The sequence below is a fragment of the Sedimenticola sp. genome, assembly GCF_050289425.1.
GTDB lineage: Bacteria > Pseudomonadota > Gammaproteobacteria > Chromatiales > Chromatiaceae > Sedimenticola.
On the sequence record NZ_JBNKFS010000035.1, the window covers coordinates 1 to 22,777 of the forward strand.

The window sequence follows — 22,777 nt, forward strand, 5'->3', positions numbered from 1 at the left end:
GGCCTGTTCAAGACCAATCTCCGCCAGCTACGGGACTATCGGAATATCACTGCTTACATCAAACGCATACACGAATTGCCGGGTATCGCTGATACGGTATCGCCGGAACACATCAAGACAGGGTATTACTCTATCCGCGCCTTGAACCCTTCGGGAATTGTCCCTGTCGGACCCTGTTGACCCAGGGTCATACTGGCCACCCCTTTTGGGGATAAAACAGGGCATGCATTCCCACGCGGAGCGTGGGAACGAGTCATGATCGGCTGGTTCAATGCACGGTACAGACCATACAGGGATCGAATGAGCGCACGATGTGCTGCACCGCCACCGGCTCTTTTTCGCCTTCGCGCACCGGCGCGCCGATCAGCGCCTGCTCCAGCGGACCGGAGACGCCGTTTTGATCGCGGGGCGAGAAGTTCCAGGTGGTGGGGGCGATGATCTGGTAGTTGAGGATGCGGCCGTTTTTGATCCGCACCCAGTGGCCGAGGCTGCCGCGCGCCGCTTCCGTCAAGCCATAACCCTCTGAATCCCGTTTCACGCCGCTGTCGCTACAGAACGGCTCCTTGGGTTTCAGTAACCGTACCCACTGCTCCATTTCGATCAGTACCCGGGGGATCTCCAGCAGCCGGGCGATCATGCGGTTGCGCACGTTGCTGCCGCCGGCGCTCACCAGATCGTTGATCAGCGACTGGCCGTCGATCAACTGACGGGCCAGTGCACCGACTTCCACCACTTCGCCATCCAGGCGCGGCGCCTTGCACCAGGTATACCCGGCATCCACATCCGCATTGGGCAGCGTGACGCCGTGATAGGGGTGCTGCGGTTCGTTCTGCCCCTCCATCCAACTGTGGCTGATATCCTCGGTGATGCGTTCGGAGTTGAGTTTTTTTCGTTTGCCCTGGTACCAGACACCGGAGCGGAAGGTGCGCTCACCCTCCAGGGGGTAGACGCCGTAGCTCATGAAACGGTTGGCGGTTTTACCCAGTTGATCCAGTTGCAGATCATTGGATAACTGCAGCAGGCGACGGAAATCACTCTCGGCCGGATCGCCGGACGCCAACCACGTATCCAGTTGCTGCTGGTTACCGATCTCCAGCACCTGTTCCAGTGGCGCGCCAAACAGGCGCTGTTCCAGAAAGCGGCGAAAACCGCCAAGGATGGTCAGCAGCCGTACCTTCTCCTTGGCCTCGATCCCGCGCGTACTGCCACCGGGCTGGATACCCAGGGTATGGGGCCACTTGCCAGCCATGATGCCCATCAGGTGCATGAACTCGGCGCGCGCCTGCATCACATCCCCGGCGGCACGACCCTTGACCGCCTTGAAGCGCTGAGCCACCGCCTCGAACCAGGGCTCGCTACGGTAGATCTCGCGGGCGAAGTCCGGCATGAAGAAGAGATAGAAGTGGGTGAAGTGATCGGCCAGGTTCTCGCAGGCGTGAATCAGGTTCAACGCCAGCTCACCGTTGCGCGGCCGCACGACCCCCACGGCATGGGCCAGGGCCTCGGCCGAGGCGATGGACTGGGAGACCGAACAGATGCCGCAGATGCGTGGGGTATAGATCAGCGCATCGCGCGGGTCCTTGCCGTGCAGGATCTGCTCAAAACCGCGGTACATGGGGGAGACCACCCAAGCCTCCTTCACCGCGCCCTGATCGATCTCGATCTGCACCTCCAGGTCACCCTCTACCCGGTTGAAAGGTCCGACAATAGTTCTACTCATGACGCCCCTTCTTCTTGGCATGGGGTGGGACAATGATATGGTCCGACACGGCATTCTGGCGCAGCCGTTTCGGGGTCGCTGCCTTGGAGAGCGAGGCCAGCGCCACGAACCACGCCTTGGGCATGTCCGACGGCAGACCGATGGGGATGCCGGCGATCTTCGGCGTCTCCTGGAAGCGGTGTCCCGGCTCCTGGAATCCGGGGGCGGTGCAGTTGATGCAGGCGTAACCGCCACGCAGGCAGGAGCCCTCGCCGTTCCACAAGCGGGTGTTGCAATCGGCGTGGGCCTGGGTGCCCAGGCAGCCCATATGCTCCATCATGCAACCGAGTTGGGAGTGCTCCTCGGCACTCGCCTTGAACTCATAATATTCGTTGCGCGGACAGCCGTGATGCACCAGATGATCGGCATAGCCCCGCGGACGCTGCCACTCATCCAGGTCATCCTCGGTGAAATCCCCCAGCGCCAACTGCATTAGCGTCTCGGTAACCCAGTTGGGATGGGTCGGACAACCCGCCACGTTGATCACCGGCAATCCGCTTTTCGATCGGTAAGCCTCACCCAGCGCACCACCGCGCTCGGTCTCGGCAAACTGCAGACCACAGGCATCCGTGGGATTGCCGCCACCGGCCGTAATACCGCCATAGCTGGCGCCGGTCCCGATACCCAGGGTGTAACCGGCCACAGCGGCCAGGTCCCGCACCCAATCCAGCATGGCGCGGCCGGTACCGGCCAGGATATGGAAACGGCCGGTGTTCTGGGGACCGCGCAGGATGGCCCCTTCGACACAGAAGGCGTCCAGGCGCAGCGTGCCGGCCACTACCGCTTCCAGCAGCGCCACCATCTCCGAGCCGGTCTCTTCACTCAGCATCGGATGCCAGAGTAGGTTGATGCCGGCCCCCTCCAGGGTGTGCAACAGGCTGGGGGATTCGGCATTCAGTAGCGACAGACTGCAGCCGCCGCAGCCACCTGACTGTAGCCAGAGCAGATTGAAGCCGTTCTGTTGATGCTTCGGCAAATCTTTCATTTCACTGTTCCCGGCGGCGCATCGTCACACCGCCTTCAGTTTCGCAGGGTGGGCATCTCTTCTGTGCCCACGTCGTTATGCCTTGTCGTATCCGTGTGGGCACAAACAACGTACCCACCCTACCGTCTCATTCAACTCAACCGGCCGCCCGCAGGGTCAAGGTGAACATGGCGCCCCCGTCCGGATGGTTGGAGGCGACCAGCGAGCCGCCCTGGTCATTGGCCAGGCCATAGCTGATGTAGAGACCCAGCCCGGTCCCCTTGCCCACATCCTTGGTGGTGAAGAAGGGATCGAATACCCGCATCAGATCCTGCTTGGGGATGCCCGGCCCGAAATCCCGCACCTCGATCCGGACCTGGTCCCAATCACGCCAACCACGGATCACCAGGCGCGGCTCCTCCAAATTGTCCATCACGTCAATGGCGTTCTGCACCAGATTGACCAGGATCTGGTGCACCAGCCCCTTAATGCCCACCGCTTCCAGATCCTCCGGAATCTCCAGCGTCACCTCCGGCTTGCGCCGGGCCGCCTTGACCACCCAGTCGACGGCGGTAGACACCACCGGCGCCAGCATGAAGGGTTGGATATCCTCTTGCTGGTTGCCGGAGAAGCGACGCAGATCCAGCACGATATCGCTGACCCGCTCGGCCCCCTCCAGCGTGCCGTCGATCAATGAACCGATATCCGACAGGATATGGTCGATCTTCAACTGTTTGCGCAACGCCTCCCGTTCATCCCCCTCCGCCCCTTTATGGATGGCATCCAGGTAACGGGTAATACGTTCGCCGTAGCGTTTCAGGGCATGCATGTTGCCGAACACGAAGCTGATCGGATTGTTCAACTCATGCGCCACGCCGGCCACCAGACGACCCAGCGATGCCATCTTCTCCGAGTGGACCAACTGCTCCTGGGCCTGTTTCAACTCTTTGTGGGTGGCATTCAACTCTTCATAGGCGCGCCGCAACTCGCCCACCGGTCGGCCGATCAGCACCATACCCACCAGTCGACCGTTATGGTCGTAGCGGGAACTGCAATTCATCGCCAGGGGAGTGGGTGTGCCGTCCGCGCGGATCAGGTTGACCTCGCAGTCGTACACCGTCTCGGAGCGGATCTTGTCGGCGAATCCGTCCACCAGGTGTTGTGAGGATTCGACAAACAGCTCTTTGAAGGATTGATTCAGCAGGGTCTTTTCACTGCGTCCGGTAATGCGTTCCAGGGCCGTGTTGGCTTGTTGGATACGTCCTTGGATATCACACACGATCAACACATCGGTCATCGCCTGCTGGACGCTCTCGATAAAACGCTGCGCCTCTTCCAGCGCGCTGTTTTTCTCTTCCAGCTCCACTTGATAGCGCACCAGATCGGCATACACCAGATCCATCTTCTGGATCACTTCGATCCACGCCTCTTCGCTGCTGCTGGCCAGCGGTATCTGCTCTTCCGATCCCAGCCGGGACATCAGGCTGCCGGCGCCCTTTGCGCCCTGATCAGTCACCATGGTTTACTCCCTGCAGTCATGCTGCGTTTGCCTTCCTGGCCATTGCCGTCTCGAAACAGTATCCCGATGCCGTAGGGTGGGCACGTTTTTTGTGCCCACGCGGTCGCTCACATTCGGGTATTCAGAGACCGGCGCCACTCTCAACATCCTCACTGCACAGTTCATCCTCTTCACATGTCTGCTCCAGCCCATACCGCTCCAGCTTGCTGCGCAGACCTACCCGGGAGAGCCCCAGGTCGCGCGCCGCCTGGCTCTTGTTCCAGCGGTGGCGAATCAGCGACTCGCGCAGAATACGTGCCTCGATGGATTCGATCCGCTCCTTCAACGAACCGTCCAGCGTCGCCAACAGATCGAGCTGCGCCTCATCCTCTTTCGGTGCGGCACGCAGCACCCGGGGTGACAGCAGATCGGCACCCAGAGTCGGCTCGTTGCTCATGACCAACATATGCAGGATCTCATTCTGCAACTCCCGCACATTGCCCGGCCAGTGATAGGCCTGCATGCAAGCAAGGGCTTCGCGGGTAAAGCCTTCCACCTGTTTGTTGAGGGAACGCATCGCCGACTGCAACAGGGCGTGGGCGATGGGTGGAATATCCATCTTGCGATCCCGTAGCGGCGGCAGATGGATGGAGATGGTCGACAGACGATAGAACAGATCCTGACGGAAGCGCCCGGCCCGTACCTCGGTCTCCAGGTCCTTGTTGGTGGCGGCGATAATACGCACATCCACCTTGCGGCGCCGCGCACAACCCAGGGGACGGATCTCCCCCTCCTGGATCACCCGCAACAGCTTCACCTGGAAAGCCGGCGACACTTCGCCGATCTCATCCAGAAAGATGGTACCGCCATCGGCCCGCTCGAACAGGCCGGCCCGATCCTCCACCGCGCCGGTAAAGGCGCCGCGTTTGTAACCGAACAGTTCGCTCTCCAACAATTCATCCGGCAGTGCGGCACAGTTCTCCACCACAAACGGTTTGTCACCGCGCAGGCTGTTATAGTGCAGCGCGCGGGCACACAGCTCCTTACCGGTACCGGATTCGCCCGAGAGCAGCACGGTCACGTCATAGGGCGAGACCCGGTTGACCTTGGCGCAGACCACATCCATCGGACTACCCTCGGCACGCACCACGCCGTCATCGCAATGGTGCTGCTGTTTCAACTGTTTGCGCTTGGCACTGACCTTCTGTTCCAGCACATCGGGGTTACGTTTCAGCTCGATATTGAGCAACTCGTTCTCGCGCTGCAGATCGAACAGATGCGCCGCATTTTTCAGCGTCAGCAACAGGCTGTCGGGATGCCACGGCTTGGTGATGTACTGATAGATACCCGCTTCGTTGACACCCTGGATGATGTCCTCCGCATCGGTATAACCGGAGAGAATCATGCGCACCACGTCCGGCCACTGCTGGCGTACCTTGGTGAGAAACTCCACACCGGTGGTCTCCGGCATGCGTTGATCACAGAGTACGATATGCACCCACTCCCGCTCCAGGATCTGTTCCGCTTCCCGGGCATTGGTGGCGGTCTTCACATCGAAGTCATCTTCCAGGATACGCACCAGTGCTTCCAGGCCGCGTACCTCATCATCCACAATCAGCAGGGTAGGTTGTCTGTTCATGACGCCTGACTCCAGTCATCTTTATCGCGACGGTTGACGTCGCGATGCTGCGCAATGGTAATCGGGGTTCTTGATTTGGGCACTTTGTAAACGAAGTTGTAGCGGGCCACGTGATAGCTGGGATCGAAGCCGTAGAAATTGAGATTCATCCGCTCCAACTCTTCACGTCGGTAGGCCTTCAACGGCTTTTCCGCTTCGTCTGCGTGACGGGTCGCCACCTTGGTGTCGAGCAGCCGTTCGAAATCGGCATCTTCGGCCAAGGCCAGCGCCCGCTGCTGCAATTCGGAGAGAAACTGTGGATTGTCCCGGCCGAAGTAACCGTCCAGCAGCCCCAGCTCGCCCGCCTCTTCAGTGCCCATCGGCAGACGTGCCTGGGTGATACGTCGGGCCCGCTCTTCGCCGACCCGCTTCGGCAACAGGTAGGTCCAATACTCGGAGCCGAACAGGTTGCCCATATCCTTGTAATGCGGGTTGAGCACCACGCCGCTGCGCGCCCAGACATAATCGGCCGCGCGGGCAAGGAATACCCCGCCGGCCCCGGCGTTGCCCTGCAGGGCGGAGACGGTCAAGTGGCTCTCGGTGGTAATGATCTCGCACGCCAGATCGTTGATAGCGTTGATGTTGGCCCAGGATTCGTCGGCCGGGCTGTCGGCCGCTTCAATGGTGTTGAGATGAATACCGTTGGACCAGAAATCCGGGCCACCCATCAGCACAATCACCCGGGTGTCACGCTGACGGGCCGCGCAGTAAGCTTCACGCAGCCGGTTGCACTGCTCCGTACTCATCGCGCCGTTGTAAAAAGGGAAGTGCAGATAACCGACCCGTCCCCGCTCTTCGTAATGGATGTCGCTGTAGCCGTCACTGATCTCCGGCAGGTCGGAAAGCAGTCGGTTCAGTACTCGGGTGGCCGGCAACTTGAACGGGTGCTCACCGCTCTTGTCGCGCAAATGTCCGATCCACACCGCCCCATCCAGCGTGGCGCGACAAATCGCATTCGCACTGTAACCGAGCAAGCTACCGGGTTCGCCCTGAAGACCCTTGGCGGGATGCGCGTCATAGAGCATCACTTCCCGACCGAAGATCCAGTCCCGTACGCCGGGAAAACCGTCGCCGCTACGGATCTTGCGCAACACGGTGGCGGTATCGTCCCGCTGCCAGTCGATACGCCGGTCGGACTGCTGCATCAGCGGTTGCAGAGAACCTTTGACATCGCTCCGACTGTAGTCCAACGGTTCGGGCGTGAAGTCGGGCTGCTGCATCCGCTCCACCGCCAGCAATACGCCTTGCAGCGCCGCCTCGGTCACTTCATTGCGGTACAGGCTCGCCTTGCTCGCCTCGCGCAAGGGGAAGTTGACACTGGCCCAGATATCGCCGGCGTCCATCTCGGCATTGGCTTGCAATACCGTCACGCCCCACTCCGTCTCACCTTTGAGGATCGCCCAATCCAGCGCCGAGGGTCCACGGTCGCCCTTGATGCCGGGATGCACAATCAGGCAGGTGTGGTGGCGCCAAATCGCTTCCGGGATAGCGCGCTTGAGAAACGGCGCCACAATCAGGTCGGGCTGGAACAGATCCACCGATTGCAGGGTGACCGCGTCATTGATATCGAACTCCACCGACACCGTATGGCCGCGCTTTTTCAGTTCGATATGCAGCCGCTGGCTCAGACTGTTGAAGGCGTGGGTCAATAGCAGGATCTTCATAAGAATAGGTTCCGCTCAGCAGATTCTTGGCAACTGTTCGCCAGCCAGCCAGTCGACGATCCGGCTACCGCCGAAGCTGGTCTCCATCTGGATAAAGTTGTGCTCGTCCTCGATCACCTCGCCAATGATGGCGGCCTCCGCCCCCTTGGAGTGGGCGCGCATCACCGCCAATAACCGATCCGCATCCTCGGCGGCACAGATGGCGATCAACTTGCCTTCGTTGGCCACATAGAGGGGATCGAGTCCCAACAGTTCACAGGCGGCGTGCACCTCCGGTTTCACCGGAATAGCCTCTTCCCGCAACTGCATGCCGACGCCGGATTGCTGGGCCATTTCATTCAGGGTGGAAGCCAGACCACCACGGGTCGGATCACGCAGGCAGTGGATATCCGGCACCGCTTCCACCATGGCGGCGACCAGGTCGTGCAGCGCCTGGGAGTCCGATTCGATGGTGGTTTCAAAGGTCAGGTTTTCCCGCTTCGACATGATGGCAACACCGTGATCGCCCATGCTGCCGGAGACCAGGATCTTGTCGCCCTGCCGTGCCCGGTCGCCGGAGATGTTGACCCCTTCGGGCACCACGCCGATGCCGGTGGTGGTGATAAAAACGCCGTCACCCTTGCCCTTCTCCACCACCTTGGTGTCGCCGGTCACCACCGGTACACCGGCGCGATTGGCGGCGGCCGCCATACTCTCGACGATGCGCTTCAGATCGGCCAGCGGGAAGCCCTCTTCCAGGATAAAGCCGGCCGACAGGTAGAGCGGCTTGGCGCCGGACATGGCCACGTCGTTGACCGTGCCGTGCACCGACAGCGAACCGATATCGCCACCGGGGAAAAACAGTGGCGAGATCACATGACCGTCCACGCTCATCACCATACGTCCGCGGGACACATCGAAAGCGGCCTGGTCATTGCCCTGGCGCAACAGTTCGTTGTCCAGGGTGCCGACAAACAGTTCATCGATCAACTGTGCCATAGCACGCCCGCCACTGCCGTGGGTCATGTCGACAGTACCGCTCTTCAGGTCCAGTCGGCTGGTGTATCTTTTTTTATTCATGCGTTTCGATTCATCTACAAAAAATAATCGGTTCGTTGGGTGGGCAGGTCGTCAGTGCCCACGCGGGTGTTATGCATTCCCACGCAGAGCGTGGGAACGAGGTCCATGGGTGAATCTCCCGTTGCACCGTCCCGGGCAGCAACCGTAGGGTGGACACGTTTTGTGCCCACGCGTAGCTATGACGCCGCCTGCTCACGGAAACGACCATAGGTCCAGTAAGCGGCACAAGCCCCCTCCGAGCTGACCATGCAGGAGCCCATCGGATTCTCCGGGGTGCAGACGGTGCCGAACAGCTTGCAGTCGGTCGGTCGCTTCACGCCACGCAGGATAGCCGGGCATTCACACCCTTTCACATCAGCCGCGGGTACCTCTTCCACCGGGAAACGTAACTCGGCATCGAACTCGGCAAACGGTTTCTTGATGCGTAGCGCGCTATAGGGCACCAGTCCCAGACCGCGCCACTCAAACGAGCGGCGCAACTCGAAGATCTCCGCCACCAATTTCTTTGCCTTCAGATTGCCCTCGGGCGAAACCACCCGGGTGTATTCGTTCTCCACATCGTGCCGCCCGGCATTGAGCTGACGCACCAGCATCAGGATCGACTGCATCACGTCCAGCGGCTCAAACCCGGCGATCACCACCGGACGCTGAAACTCTTCGGCGAAAAATTCATAGGGCTGGCTGCCGATGATGGAGCTGACGTGGGAGGGGCCGAGAAAACCGTCCAGCGAAACCGTGCCCAGCTCGCGCACCTCGGGTGACTCCAGGATGTTCTGGATTGCCGCCGGGGTGAGTACATGATTGCAGAACACGGAGAAATTTTTCAGTCCCATCGCCTGGGCCTGTTTGATCGCCACAGCGGTGGGTGGCGTGGTAGTCTCGAAGCCGATGGCAAAGAAGACCACCTGTTGCTCCGGATGCTCACGCGCGATATTGAGCGCATCCTGGGTGGAGTAGACCATGCGGATATCCGCCCCCTCCGCTTTGGCCTTAAGCAGGCTTTTACGTTTGGAGGCCGGCACCCGTAGCATGTCGCCATAAGAGCAGAGAGTGACGCCGTGCTGCTCGGCCATGGCGATCGCCATGTCGATGCGGGCGATCGGCAAGACGCAAACCGGGCAGCCGGGACCGTGCACCAGCCGCACATTATCCGGCAACAGATCCTGTACCCCGTAACGGAAAATGGCGTGGGTATGTCCGCCGCAAAACTCCATCAAGTGATAGCGGCGATCGGGCCGGGCCTCGGCGGCAATCGCCTTGGAGAGTTTTTGTGCCGTCGCCTTGGCGCGGAACTCGTCGACGTATTTCATGCGGCACCTCCCTGTGCCGCACCCTGCGGGCAGCTCCACTGTGCAAAACGGCTATCCTGCCGTTTTGTCATGCGGCAAGCACCTCCCTGTGCCGCACCCTGACGGGCGGCCTGCGGCCGTGAAAATTGTCTCTCCTGCCAATTTTTCATAACGCCTCCGCCGTCATGCCCGCCTCTTCGAACAGCTTGAGGGTGGCGGCCGCCTCCTCTTCACTGATCTTGTTGAGGGCGTAGCCGACATGAATCAACAGGTAGTCACCGATGGTCACATCTTCCACCAGCGCGGTGGAGACTGCCTTCTTGACGTTACCCACCGAGACGGTGGCCATGTCCGCTTCCACATCGATCTCAACTACCTTGCCGGGAATCGCCAGACACATTGCAATAACACCTCATATCGTTCGCGGCTGAAGCCGCCTCTACAACCGTATGCATTCCCACGCAGAGCGAGGGAACGAGAAAAGCGACTTAAGGTAGGCACGTAGTTTGTGCCCACACGGCTACGCAGGCTACGCCATGCGTGACTTGATCCACGCATACCAGGCATCCATCCCCTCGCCACTCTTGGCCGAGAGCTGCAGCACCTCGATACCGGGATTGACCCGTTTGGCAAACTCGATGCACTTCGCCACGTCAAAATCGAGGTACGGCAGCAGGTCGACCTTGTTCAGGATCATCAGGTCGGCGGCATGGAACATGTCCGGATAATTTCAGCGGTTTGTCTTCGCCCTCGGTGACCGACAGGATCGCGACTTTGTGCGCTTCGCCCAGATCGAAGGCGGCCGGGCAAACCAAGTTACCGACGTTTTCGATAAACAGCAGGCTGTTATCGTCCGGTTTCAGACTCTCCATGGCATGGCCAACCATGTGGGCGTCCAGATGACACCCCTTACCGGTATTGATCTGCAGCGCCGTCACACCGGTTTCACGGATACGGTCGGCATCGTTGGCGGTCTGCTGGTCGCCCTCAATCACCGTAATCGGCAGTTCCGCTTTCAAGTCGTCGATACTACGGGTCAGCAGCGTGGTCTTGCCGGAACCGGGACTGGAGACCAGATTCAGCGCCAGGATCTGCCGTTCCTGAAACAGTTGTCGGTTGGCGGTGGCGTACTGGTTGTTCTTGCCCAGGATATCCTGTTCGATCTGCACCATGCGCGACTGACTCATGCCGGGTGCGTGGGCGTGCGCCGGACCCTGACCGTAGTCGTGATGGTGACCATGGGTATGCTGATGGTGGCCGTGTTCTTGGTCATGATCGTGGGTATGATCGTGATCGCCATGGCGATGATGGTGCCCATGGGCATGACTGTGCTCATGGTCATGATGATGGTGGTGGTGATCATGAGCATGGTCGTGACTCACCTCCTGACCCTCGATCCGGGTTTCACCTTCGCCGCAGCCGCATACGGTACACATCAGTCCACCTCCAGTTCTTTGATTCGCAGCTCATCGCCGCCGGTAATCTGTAATTGAAAACTGCCGCAATCCGGGCAGGCGTCGAAACGCTGCCGGATCGGTACGCTCTTGGAACACTCCAGGCACCAGGCCGTACCGGGCATCTCGATAATCTCCAGCCTCGCCCCTTCCGCCAGGCTATTGCGCGTCACCGCGTCGAACCCGAAGCGCAACGCTTCCAGCTCCACGCCCGCCAACGGACCGATCTCCAGCCACACCGACTTCACCTTACTGAACTGCTGGGCGGCGGCTTGCTCTTCCATGACCTGGAGGATACCTTCACATATCGACATTTCGTGCATTCATTAACGCCTGTTGCTTCGACACTTCCCTGTGGCCTGGTTCCGGCCCGGCCCTCCATGGCCGGTCGTTCGATCACTGCGAATGTCCACCGGACATTCGGTTAATCTCACCCTTCACATATCGACATTTCGTGCATTCATTAACGCCCTTAAAAACCGCGTTTTAAGCCGCGAATGAACGCGAACTAAAAAAACGGTAACCGTAGGGTGGGCACGTTGTTTGTGCCCACATGTCAGCACCGATCAACAATCCGCGCGGGCATACAAGACGTGCCCACCCTACCAACTGCATAAAAAAACTCCCTGAGTGAGACATTGAGTACATCTCTATGCATGTGAACACACGTCTCCATACTGGATAGCCACGTAAAATATATAAATATTTGCTTGTATTCGCGTTCATTCGCGGCTATTTCTCACCCAACATCAATCCTGCTCAATGTTCAATTCATACCCCACACAGGGATCGATCGCGTTAATCAACAGGGCCGCCTGCTGGCGCAGCGCTTCGGCCGAATCCACCACCAATCCACTCAATCCCTCCGCCAACACTCCGTTCGGGTGAAAATTCCACTCCGTCGGGGCCAGGATCTGGTAGCGGGCTACCCGCCCAGCGTCCAATACCACATGGTGAATCAGGCGCCCGCGGGCCGCCTCCACCTGGGCGATACCGCTCCCCTGAACCGGCTCCTGTTCCGATACAGACTCGGCATATTCATCGCTGCCTTGACGTAACCGCTCCGAGATGCCCGCCAACTCAACCAACCGGGCCGTGAAGCGGGCCAGTAAACCGGGGCCATAGGTCTCTGTCACGGCTGTCACCAGTATCTCTTCCCGTACCCGGGTGAACGGCGATGTCTCCCGACACAGGCCGGCGAGTTGTGGCACGGCGATAAACCGATTGGCATCCGGCTGTTCCAACTGCTGCCGCAGATACGACGTATCCAGTGGCGGTAATGGATTGATCGTCGTGCCACCCAATCCACTCCAGCCGTTGTCCTGTACCCAATGCAGCATCTGCGCCGCCGGAGATTCTTCCTGGCTCGCCCAGCTCAACAGCCCGTCGACCGAACCCAACGCCAACCATTGCGCGGGAGGCATACCAAACACTTGCTCCTGCAATAGCCGCTCAAATTGCTCCACCCATGCCGCCGTCGCCGCATCCCACTCTACGAAGGGCATTGCCCCCGGTATAAAGGGGCGCCCGTTGGGAAACGAGGTAGCACGATAGCGCTGAATCAGCTGCATCATTTCGCCTACCCCGGCGACAACCTGGGGCAAACCGAGAAACTCCGGCCAATCCAGCAACACCCGCCACAGGTGCTCCTTGGCTGTCTCCAACCAGACCAATGCTTCCCGGGCGGTGTGACGATCGGCCAGATCCGGCAGACCCAGCGCCTGCTCGCAAGCCGTCACGGCCGCATGGGCTTGGGCGGTACCACAAACGCTATAGAGCAACGGCAAGGTCTGCAATAACTCATCCACGCTTTTGCCGCGGAATATCCGCGGCGTCTGCAACGGCCGGGAGGAACGGATATCGACCTTCGCCACGACGCCGTTGTGCCACTTCAGGTCGATATCCAACCGCCCTTCTATATTGCCAACCGTATTGCCCATCGGACCAACCAGCCCTCCAGATTTCAGAATGCCACTGCCAAGCCCAGCAGGTGGCTAGAGCTGAGCAAAATGCAGGCCAGCCAATACGCGAGGCTACCGGAAAGCCTGGACCCCGCGCGCCCGGCCTGGCATTTGCTCACCAGGCGCGATGCGAACAGAACATGGAAAGAGTGCAAATACCTACAGCAATTCAAACGGTTACAAATCCATTCCTAGGTGGTAAACCGCTTGGTCGCGGCAATATTCCGGGGGTTGGTAACCCACTTTCCAGTCAACACCTATTTAGCGGGAAGAGATCCTAAGACCTCAATAGCCGCCCATATATCGGTAACATTGTGACCAGTTTAGAATAAAAAGTGGATAGTTTATTTGCGCTAGCGCAAACGCGTTGTAGTTAATACACCACCACACGCAAGCCGTTTAACCAGAATTGAACGCTTAATAGAAAGCGTCTATGCAGATGACACGCCAGCCAGCATACATGCTGGCTGATAGGCATTCCCACGCGGAGCGTGGGAACGAGAACATGAAGAGTCCCGCCGGGACTAGAGTGAAGACGCAGCCCGGGCCGCCTGATCGTAGAGACCGGACAGGGAACGCAGTACCCGGGCCAACTCGCCGATCTCTTGATTACCGGCGCCAAGGATGCCGAGGGAGTCCACCAGGCAACCCTCGCGGATCTCTCTATAGCGCAGACAGAGCGCCTCGCCCTTGTCGCTAGTGGAGAAGAAGTTCTCCTTACCCTGCTTCTCGGTCTCCACCAACCCCAGCTTCACCAGTTTGCGCAGTGAGTAGGTGGCGGTGTGGGTATCTTCGATGTTCAGATTGAAACAGATATCCGCCACCTTCTTGGCCCGTCCACGATGATTGACGTTATGCAGGATCAGGATATCGGTGGGATTGAGGTCGGGCATGCCGCTGGCGGTCATACAGCGCTCGATCCAGCGGTTGAAAGCGTTGTTCGCAATGATCAGACCGTACTCCAGCTCACTCAGCTCAATGCTCTTTTCAGAGACCAAATGGGACGAGGAGACGATCGGTTGTTTCTTTTTTACAGACATCCTTAAGCACCCGTTACTGCCGATACTGGGAGACTACCATCTGATCAGCGTTCTGTCGTTAGCAGCAACGAACCGAAACCGACGAACAGCCCGCCGGTGATCCGGTTGAAGCGCACCCCCCAGGAAGAGTTGTGCAACCACCCTCTGCAGCGACTGGCCATCAAGGCGTAACTCAAGAGAAAAGTGAACGAGAGCAGGCCAAAAGTGCCGGCCAGCAGTGCGAACTGTGGCAGCATGGCCGCCGTCGGTTCGATAAACTGCGGAAACAGCGCCGTACAGAAGGCGATCGCCTTGGGATTACTGACCGCCACCATGAAGGCTTGGAAAAAGAGCTGGGCCGGGGAGCGGGCGGCGACCGCCACTTCACCGACCGGCAACCGCCCCAACCCACTGCGCCAGAGACGGATTCCCAGGTAGATCAAATAGAGTCCGCCGACCCACTTCACCAGCTGAAAGACCGCCTCTGAGGTGTGGATCAGCGCACCAAGCCCGATAGAAGACAAGGCGGCCAGCAACACAATGCCGGCCACGTTGCCCAAAATGGCGACCAAGGTGCGCCGCATCCCCAGGGTGACTGCATTGGTGACCGCCAACAATACCGCCGGACCCGGCGATGCGGTGGCCACCAATGCAATCAGCAGAAAGGTCAGATATTCGGTCAATCCCATACGGTCGCTCCCTTCCCGTTATGTCGGCTCACCGTAACCGCCGCCGCCCGGGGTCTCAATGATGAACAGATCATCCGGCGCCATCTCCACCTGTCCCTGATGGCCCAATTCAGTGACCCGTCCATCCGCATGCTCAACATAGTTGTGGCCCACTTGGCCGGGATGCCCACCGGCCATGCCGTAGGGCGGCACCCGGCGATGTCCGGCCAGTATATTGGCCGTCATCGGTTGCAGGAAGCGGAGCCGGCGGATCGTGCCGTCACCGCCACTGTGTTGCCCCGCTCCACCGGAACCGCGGCGAATGGAGAAAGATTCCAGCCGTACCGGAAAACGCCACTCCAACACCTCCGGATCGGTCAGACGCGAATTGGTCATGTGGGTGTGTACCGCCGACGTGCCATCGTGCTGCCGGGTGGCACCGGCACCGCCGCACAGCGTCTCATAGTACTGATACTGTTGATTACCCCAAGTGAAATTATTCATCGTACCCTGGGAACCAGCCGCCACCCCCAGCGCGCCAAACAGGGTATCGACGATCACCTGTGACGTCTCCACATTGCCGGCCACCACCGCCGCCGGGTAGTCGGGATTGATCATTGAACCTTGCGGAATAATCACTTCCAGCGGTTTCAGGCAACCTTCGTTGAGCGGGATCATGTCGTCCACCAGACAACGGAACACATACAGCACCGCCGCCCGGCAGACCGCCGACGGCGCATTGTAGTTGCCGGGATGCTGAGCGCTGGTACCGGTAAAGTCGATGGTGGCGCGGCGCTGCTCCCGGTGCAGCGTGATCTTGACGCAGACCCGGTGACCGTCATCCATTTCGTAGCAGAATTCACCGTCGTTCAGCACATCCAGCACCCTTCGCACCGACTCCTCAGCGTTATCCTGCACATGTCGCATATAGGCGTGCACCACGGCCAGACCGAAGTGGTCCACCATGCGCATCAACTCCTGCACACCCTTTTCACAGGCCGCCAGTTGGGCCTGGAAGTCGGCGATATTGGTATCGATATTGCGCGCCGGCCAGGGACGACTGGCCAACAGATCCCGAATCTCCCGCTCACAGAAACGGCCCCGGTCAACCAACTTGACGTTATTGATCAGGATCCCCTCCTGCACCACCGAGGTGGAGTCAGGCGGCATGGAGCCGGGGGTGGTACCGCCGATGTCGGCATGGTGCCCGCGGGAGGCGACATAGAAGATCACCGTTTCACCGGATGGATCGAACACCGGTTTGATCAACGTGACATCCGGCAGATGGGTACCGCCGTTGTAGGGGTCGTTCAGCAGGTAGGCATCCCCCGGCTGCATGGTGCCGGTGCGCTCCCGGATCACCGTTTTGATACTCTCGCTCATGGAGCCCAGGTGCACCGGCATATGCGGCGCATTGGCGATCAGCTCGCCCTGCTGGTCAAACACCGCACAGGAGAAGTCGAGCCGCTCCTTGATATTCACCGAGGCGGCGGTGTTTTCCAGCACCATACCCATCTGCTCGGCTATCGACATGAACAGGTTGTTGAAGATCTCCAACATCACCGGATCGACCTGGGTGCCGATCGCGACCCGTTCCGGCAACGGCAGATAGCGCTCCAGGACGATATTGTTGTCCCGGGTCAGTGTCGCCTGCCAGCCCGGCTCCACCACAATGGTGCCGGTCTGTTCGATCACCACCGCCGGGCCCTGGACCGGGTGATCGGTTGGCAGTGTTTCGCGCGCATAAAAAGGCGTTTCCCTGGCCATGCCGTCCATCACCGTTGGATGAACCGAGAGCGCTTGCAACGCACTCTCAGCGGCGATTTTTTCAGTAACCAGTGCCGGATGCTCGCCGGCACCGATCACCTCCACCTGGATCGCTTCCACGATCAGCGGTTTCTCCGGCGAGATAAAGCCGAAGCGCTGCTGATGCGCCTGTTCAAAGCCGCGTTGAATCTCCGACAACTCGTCAAAGGCGACCAGCAGGGCGGTATCCGACCCCAGATAGCGCAGGTGCAACTTGCGTTCGCAGCGGATCGCCTCGGCCCGCACACCTTGGGCCTGCATCTCCGCCACCCCTTCGTTTTGCAGACGGTCCAATCCGCTAATCAGCTCCAACATGCGTTCCGGTTTGAGGGGGGCCTCCACCGCCTGATCACGCATCAATCGACGGTCGGCCAACCCCATGCCAAAGGCGGAGAGCACACCCGAGTGGGGGTGCAGATAGACCCGTTTCATCCCCAGGGAGTCAGCCACCAGGCAGGCGTGTTGTCCGCCGGCCCCGCCGAAGCAGCAGAGGGTGTACTCCGACACATCGTAACCACGCTGCACCGAGATCCGTTTGATCGCATTAGCCATACTGATCACGGCGATGGCGAGAAAACCCTCAGCCACCTGCTCCGGTGTACGTGACTCGCCGGTGGCCTGGTTGACCTGCTGCGCCAACTGGCCGAACTTGTCACGCACCACCTGCGCATCCAACGGCTGATCGGCGTGAGGACCGAATACCTTGGGAAAGTGATCCGGCTGTAGCTTGCCCAGCATGACGTTGCAGTCGGTGACAGTCAGCGGCCCGCCATTGCGATAGCAGGCCGGTCCGGGATTGGCCCCGGCTGACTCCGGCCCGACCCGAAAACGGGCACCATCAAATTGCAACATGGAGCCGCCGCCGGCGGCCACGGTATGGATCAGCATCATCGGCGCACGCAGCCGCACCCCGGCCACCTGGGTCTCGAAGGCACGTTCATACTCGCCGGCATAGTGGCTGACGTCGGTCGAGGTGCCGCCCATGTCGAAGCCGATCAGTTTGTCGAAACCGGCCGCCTCGGCGGTGCGCACCATGCCCACCACCCCACCGGCCGGACCGGAGAGAATTGCGTCCTTGCCCTGGAACCGATAGGCATCGGTCAGGCCACCGTTGGATTGCATGAACAGCAGGCGACCGCCGGCCTGCTGCATACCGTCCAGTTCGGAAGAGACTTGCTCCACGTAACGACGCAGGATTGGCGACAGATAGGCATCCACCACCGTGGTGTCGCCGCGGCTCACCAGCTTCATCAGCGGACTCACTTCGGAACTGATGGAGATCTGGCTAAAGCCGATTTCACGGGCGATCTCGGCCACGCGCTGTTCGTGGGCTGGATAGCGATAGCTGTGCATGAACAACACGGCCAGGGTGCGCAGACCGTTATCAAAGGCGGTCTGCAAACCGTCGCGGACGGCGGCTTCATCCAGCGGGCAAATCAATTCGCCCTGCGCCCCGACCCGCTCATCCACCTCCAGCACCTGGCTGTAGAGCATCTCCGGCAGTTCGATATCCAGGGTAAACAGCTCCGGGCGGGTCTGGTAACCGATACGCAACGCATCGCCGAACCCCTTGGTCACCAGCAGCAGCGTCGGCTCACCCTGGCGCTCCAGCAAGGCATTGGTCGCCACGGTAGTACCCATCTTCACCGCATCGATCTGTTCGGCCGGCAGCGGTTCATCTTTGGCCACACCCAGCAGATCTCGGATTCCCTGGATGGCCGCGTCCCGGTACTGGGCCGGATTTTCCGACAGCAACTTATGGGTCACCAAACTGCCATCAGGACGCTGCGCCACCACATCGGTAAAGGTACCCCCCCGGTCGATCCAGAACTGCCATTTGAAGGTCACCGCGTTATCTTCTCTCTTCACCATTTCACTCATCGATTGAAAATTCCATAAACACGACCCATCAACCGCGGGTCATCATTGAAGGCAGCCAGGTGGCGATCTCTGGGAATGCGGTCACCAGCACCACGGCCAGCAACAGCAGCAGGAAAAACGGCAGCGCATAGGTGGCGATGCGCAGAATGTTCTTGCCGGTCAGCCCCTGCAGGACAAACAGATTGAAACCGACCGGCGGGGTGATCTGGGACATCTCCACCACCAGTACCAGATAGATGCCGAACCAGAGCAGATCGATACCGGCCTGCTCCACCATCGGCAGCACCACCGAGGTGGTCAAAACCACCACCGAGATCCCGTCCAGAAAGCAACCCAACAGAACGAAGAACAGGGTCAACACCACGATCAAGCCCAGCGGACCGAGACCCAGGGTGGCGATGTACTCCGCCAGCGCCCGGGGGATACCGGTAAAGCCCATGGCGATGGTCAAAAACGCGGCACCGGCCAGGATAAAGGCGATCATGCAACTAGTGCGGGTCGCCCCCATCAAGCTCTCCATAAAGGTTTGCCGGGTCAGTGTACCGGTCACCCCGGAGAGCACCAGGGCACCGAACACACCGAACACCGCTGCCTCGGTCGCCGTCGCCAGACCGCCATAGATCGAGCCGAGGACAAACAGGATCAGCCCGACCACTGGTAGCAGATGCATGGAGGCACGAATCTTCTCGCGTAGCGGCACATCCGGTTCAGGAGGTGGCATCCGTTTATGATTGAGAATGGCCCAGATCATGGTGTAACCCATGAACAGCAGGATCAATAGCAACCCGGGCAAGGCCCCGGCGATAAACAGCCGCGAGATGGAAACCTCGGCCGACACGCCGTAGACGATCAATATAATGGACGGCGGAATCAACAGCCCCAAGGTGCCGGAACCCGCCAGGGTACCCAGAGACATGCGCTCGTCATAGCCGCGTCTCGCCAGTTCGGGGGCAGTCATGCGGCCAATCGTCGCTGCCGTAGCCGCGGACGAGCCGGAGACGGCGGCAAAGATACCGCAACCAAGAATATTGACGTGCAACAGCCGTCCCGGCAGGTGGTTCAGCCAAGGAGCCAAGCCGCTGAACAGATCCTCCGACAAGCGGGTACGAAACAGGATTTCACCCATCCAGATAAATAGCGGTAACGCCGTCAGGCTCCAACTGGCGGAGGAACCCCAGGTCGTGGTTGCCATGATCAAACCGATATTGCCGGTATCATTCAGCAGCAGTCCGATAAACGCGATCGAAAACAGGGTAACGGCTACCCAGAGTCCGCTGGCCAACAGGCCGAACAGCAGCAGGGTCAGTACCAAAGTCATTAGCAGCGGATCCATATCACTCTCCTCCGCCGGTTAGCGAAACATCATCGTGCTGCATGTATTGCGGTTGCTCGCCGGTCAGCAGCAAGACCAGCTCATCCAGCAAGGCGATCTCCAGAATCAGCAAACCGATAGCCATCGGAGCCTGAGGGATCCACAGCGGGACCGGGATATAGCCCTGACTCAACTCGTCGAACTGATAGGATTCGATCACCAACAGCGACACCGACCAGGCGGCATAGCCCACCAGTATCAGGGCTAACAGCAGGATCGTCCCCTCGATGAATCGCCGCCGCACACCCTGCAGATGACTGATCAAAAGATTGACCCGAATATGCCCGCCGCTACGCAGGGTATAAGCCAGGGCGAGGAAGCTGGCGGCCGCCAACAGGAAGCCGGAAAAGTCCTCGGTGGAGGGGATCACCACACCGAACCAACGGCCAACAATCTGCGCCAGGATAAGCAGTGCCATCATCACCAGGCAGAGACCGGCCACCACACCGGCCGCGAAATATATTTTGTCGAGTAGTCTGCGCATAAGGCAAACAGTAGGGCCGACGGTCGTACCGCCGACCCCACTGCCCATCATTGCATCGCCTTGAGAATTTCGGCGCCCTCGGCACCGGCCTCATCGGCCCACTCCTTGCCCATTACCGCTCCAATCTCCTTCAGCTCCGCCTTGAACTGATCGGTAGGCGAACTCACCTGCATGCCCTTCTCTTTCAGCATGTCCGTCTTCTCTTGCGTTTCGCTGACCGCCATCTCCCAGCCACGTGCTTCCGCCTTGGCGGCCGCCGCCATCACGGCATCCTGTACCGACGCCGGCAGTCGCTTAAAGGCCCGGGCGTTAACAATCACCATATTCTTTGGGATCCATGCCTGGGTATCGGTGTAATGACCGACAAAATCCCACGCCTGACTGCTCACCCCGGTTGAGGGCGAGGTGACCATCGCATCGATAATGCCGGTACTGAAAGCCTGCGGAATCTCCGGTGTCTGCACGGTGGTCGGGGAACTCCCCAGCAACACAGCCAGACGCGAAGTGGTGGGGCTGTAGGCGCGCATCTTGCCACCCCAAAAATCCTTCACCGAAGAGACCGGATTCTTGGTATAGAAGCCCTGCGGTGGCCAAGGCACCGCGTACAGCAGTTTCAAGCCATCCTTTTGCAAACGCTTTTCCACATGCGGCCGGCTCGCCTTCCACAGCTTTTTGGCACTGTCAAAGTCGCTAGCGAGGAACGGGATATTGTCCGCCTTGAATATCGGATCATCGTTACCCAGCAATCCCATAAACAGCTCGCCGATATTGACCTGGCCGCTGCGCACAGCGCGATGGATCTGGGGATGCTTGAACAGCGAGGCACCGGAGTGGACGGTAATCTCCAACTCGCCGTTGGTGGCACTCTTCACATCATCTGCAAACATTCGGACATTCTTGGTGTGGTGTACCCCATCACCATAAGGGGTTGGCATATCCCACTTGGTAGCGGCAGATACCGAGCCAGCAAACAGCGCCGAGCAGATTACCGGGGTGAGCCATCGTTGTAATAGGATCTTCTTCACGGGCAACTCCTCTTATCCATACATTATGATATCGTTATATATACGATTTATCGATAAATCGTACGTAAGACCCTAGTAAAAGATAAACGATCTGTCAAGTAACAAGTATCAATCTTTTATTTTCTATTAGTGCCGCGCCATACCCCCTCCCCCTCATGGAGTGGGTTGGGGTGAAAAAAAATAGGCAGTCACTCATTGCGCATACACATCTCCTTCTCCCGGCGGGAGAAGGAACGCACGCATGGGCTAATGCATAAATATTCTTCTTAATCATATTGTTACAGATACGAAATGCGAACTTTAATGGAGCAGATGGACGGACACCGTGAATGGGAGGTCTACCCTGGCAGTGCCAGCAAACATCCACGCGTATGAGATTTTCTCTTGCACGTGCTTTCCAATAAGATAACAACCATTCGATAACCGAGACCGAATGAAAAATGAATAGATCCGCATGGATAAGAATCCTGACTGCCGTGTGCCTGCTGGTATTGCACGCCAGTGCCGCCCTGGCCGACGCCATCAACATCGCCGTTGCCAGCAACTTTGCCGAACCGATAAAGACCCTAGCCAGTCGCTTTGAAAGCGAGAGCGGACATCAGATCAATCTGGTATTCGGTTCAACCGGCAAACACTACGCCCAGATCAAGAGCGGCGCCCCGTTTGCCGCCTTCTTTGCCGCGGACAGTCGGCGCCCCGAATTGCTAGAGAAAGAGGACATCGCCCGACCAGGGAGTCGCTTCACCTATGCGGTCGGCAGGATTGTCCTCTGGAGTCCCCAAAAGGATCTGGTAGATTCCCAGGGCAAAGTGCTGGAAGCGAAAACGTTTCAACATCTGGCAATTGCCAACCCCAAACTGGCCCCATACGGCAAGGCTGCCCAACAATTCTTGCAAGAACGGGGACTCTGGGACGAACTGAAAAACCGGATGGTTCGGGGAGAGAATATCGGCCAGACCTTCCAATTTGTCCGAAGCGGCAGTGCCGAACTGGGCTTTGTCGCCTACTCCCAGGTGAAACGCCCGGGCCATCCACAGGAAGGATCACTGTGGGAAGTCCCCGAATTCACCTACGCTCCCATCGAACAACAAGCCGTACTACTCCAAGACAACCCCGTCGCTAAAGACTTCCTCGCCTATATCAAAAGCCCCGAGGCCGTTGCCATTATTCGTGGCTATGGTTATGGCATGCCAGTA

General features: G+C 59.2%; 20 protein-coding genes and 1 pseudogene. 2 read left to right on the forward strand and 19 right to left on the reverse strand.

Annotation, left to right across the window (positions count from 1 at the left end):
- Positions 1-180, forward strand: a pseudogene (locus tag ACQY5R_RS17335) (glutathione S-transferase family protein); the annotation flags it as partial.
- An 88-nt stretch (positions 181-268) separates the two neighbouring features.
- On the opposite strand, the gene ACQY5R_RS17340 reads toward ACQY5R_RS17335, so the two are convergent.
- The 19 genes from ACQY5R_RS17340 to ACQY5R_RS17430 all read right to left on the reverse strand — a co-directional run bounded on the left by ACQY5R_RS17340 (position 269) and on the right by ACQY5R_RS17430 (position 21,581).
- Positions 269-1,720, reverse strand: coding sequence for a nickel-dependent hydrogenase large subunit (locus ACQY5R_RS17340; RefSeq protein ID WP_428610463.1), 1,452 nt, complete (start codon positions 1,718-1,720; stop codon positions 269-271).
- Positions 1,713-2,744 carry a HupU protein gene (locus ACQY5R_RS17345; RefSeq protein ID WP_428610464.1) on the reverse strand — a complete coding sequence of 344 codons (1,032 nt, stop codon included), beginning with the start codon at positions 2,742-2,744 and terminating at the stop codon, positions 1,713-1,715. The genes ACQY5R_RS17340 and ACQY5R_RS17345 overlap by 8 nt, the downstream gene beginning before the upstream one ends.
- A 136-nt stretch (positions 2,745-2,880) precedes the next feature.
- Complete coding sequence (locus tag ACQY5R_RS17350) at positions 2,881-4,242, reverse strand: ATP-binding protein (protein WP_428610466.1); 1,362 nt, start codon at positions 4,240-4,242, stop codon at positions 2,881-2,883.
- 121 nt (positions 4,243-4,363) lie between these two features.
- Entirely contained in the window at positions 4,364-5,860 is a 1,497-nt protein-coding gene (locus ACQY5R_RS17355; RefSeq protein ID WP_428610467.1) for a sigma-54-dependent transcriptional regulator, read from the reverse strand.
- Positions 5,857-7,563 (reverse strand): hydrogenase maturation protein, encoded by a 1,707-nt coding sequence (locus tag ACQY5R_RS17360; RefSeq protein ID WP_428610469.1) that lies wholly within the window; start codon positions 7,561-7,563, stop codon positions 5,857-5,859. The genes ACQY5R_RS17355 and ACQY5R_RS17360 overlap by 4 nt, the downstream gene beginning before the upstream one ends.
- Before the next feature lie 15 nt (positions 7,564-7,578).
- Entirely contained in the window at positions 7,579-8,622 is a 1,044-nt protein-coding gene (gene hypE / locus ACQY5R_RS17365) for a hydrogenase expression/formation protein HypE (protein WP_428610471.1), read from the reverse strand.
- 176 nt (positions 8,623-8,798) lie between these two features.
- Entirely contained in the window at positions 8,799-9,932 is a 1,134-nt protein-coding gene (gene hypD / locus ACQY5R_RS17370) for a hydrogenase formation protein HypD (RefSeq protein WP_428610473.1), read from the reverse strand.
- Complete coding sequence (locus ACQY5R_RS17375) at positions 9,929-10,081, reverse strand: hypothetical protein (protein WP_428610475.1); 153 nt, start codon at positions 10,079-10,081, stop codon at positions 9,929-9,931. The genes hypD and ACQY5R_RS17375 overlap by 4 nt, the downstream gene beginning before the upstream one ends.
- Positions 10,078-10,311: a HypC/HybG/HupF family hydrogenase formation chaperone gene (locus ACQY5R_RS17380; RefSeq protein WP_428610476.1), complete on the reverse strand. Its 234-nt coding sequence runs from the start codon at positions 10,309-10,311 to the stop codon at positions 10,078-10,080. The genes ACQY5R_RS17375 and ACQY5R_RS17380 overlap by 4 nt, the downstream gene beginning before the upstream one ends.
- Before the next feature lie 129 nt (positions 10,312-10,440).
- Positions 10,441-10,608 (reverse strand): hypothetical protein, encoded by a 168-nt coding sequence (locus ACQY5R_RS17385; RefSeq protein ID WP_428610478.1) that lies wholly within the window; start codon positions 10,606-10,608, stop codon positions 10,441-10,443.
- The gene (hypB, locus tag ACQY5R_RS17390) at positions 10,565-11,347 is read right to left on the reverse strand and encodes a hydrogenase nickel incorporation protein HypB (RefSeq protein ID WP_428610479.1); all 783 of its coding nucleotides are present in this window, start codon (positions 11,345-11,347) and stop codon (positions 10,565-10,567) included. The genes ACQY5R_RS17385 and hypB overlap by 44 nt, the downstream gene beginning before the upstream one ends.
- Positions 11,347-11,679, reverse strand: coding sequence for a hydrogenase maturation nickel metallochaperone HypA (gene hypA / locus ACQY5R_RS17395; protein ID WP_428610480.1), 333 nt, complete (start codon positions 11,677-11,679; stop codon positions 11,347-11,349). Before hypA ends, hypB begins: the two co-directional genes overlap by 1 nt.
- A 435-nt stretch (positions 11,680-12,114) precedes the next feature.
- Positions 12,115-13,305, reverse strand: coding sequence for a nickel-dependent hydrogenase large subunit (locus ACQY5R_RS17400; RefSeq protein ID WP_428610482.1), 1,191 nt, complete (start codon positions 13,303-13,305; stop codon positions 12,115-12,117).
- A gap of 545 nt (positions 13,306-13,850) precedes the next feature.
- On the reverse strand, positions 13,851-14,366 hold the full coding sequence (locus tag ACQY5R_RS17405) for a winged helix DNA-binding protein (RefSeq protein WP_428610484.1): 516 nt from the start codon (positions 14,364-14,366) through the stop codon (positions 13,851-13,853).
- Between the two features lie 44 nt (positions 14,367-14,410).
- The gene (locus ACQY5R_RS17410) at positions 14,411-15,034 is read right to left on the reverse strand and encodes a LysE family translocator (protein WP_428610485.1); all 624 of its coding nucleotides are present in this window, start codon (positions 15,032-15,034) and stop codon (positions 14,411-14,413) included.
- A gap of 18 nt (positions 15,035-15,052) precedes the next feature.
- On the reverse strand, positions 15,053-18,700 hold the full coding sequence (locus tag ACQY5R_RS17415; protein WP_428610486.1) for a hydantoinase B/oxoprolinase family protein: 3,648 nt from the start codon (positions 18,698-18,700) through the stop codon (positions 15,053-15,055).
- A 28-nt stretch (positions 18,701-18,728) separates the two neighbouring features.
- Entirely contained in the window at positions 18,729-20,033 is a 1,305-nt protein-coding gene (locus ACQY5R_RS17420) for a TRAP transporter large permease (protein WP_428610488.1), read from the reverse strand.
- Between the two features lies 1 nt (position 20,034).
- The gene (locus ACQY5R_RS17425; RefSeq protein WP_428610490.1) at positions 20,035-20,556 is read right to left on the reverse strand and encodes a TRAP transporter small permease; all 522 of its coding nucleotides are present in this window, start codon (positions 20,554-20,556) and stop codon (positions 20,035-20,037) included.
- Between the two features lie 47 nt (positions 20,557-20,603).
- The gene (locus ACQY5R_RS17430) at positions 20,604-21,581 is read right to left on the reverse strand and encodes a TRAP transporter substrate-binding protein (RefSeq protein ID WP_428610492.1); all 978 of its coding nucleotides are present in this window, start codon (positions 21,579-21,581) and stop codon (positions 20,604-20,606) included.
- A gap of 440 nt (positions 21,582-22,021) precedes the next feature.
- Here ACQY5R_RS17430 and modA point away from each other — a divergent pair.
- Positions 22,022-22,777, forward strand: a 756-nt coding sequence (gene modA / locus ACQY5R_RS17435) for a molybdate ABC transporter substrate-binding protein (protein ID WP_428610493.1), incomplete at its 3' end; no start/stop codon positions are given.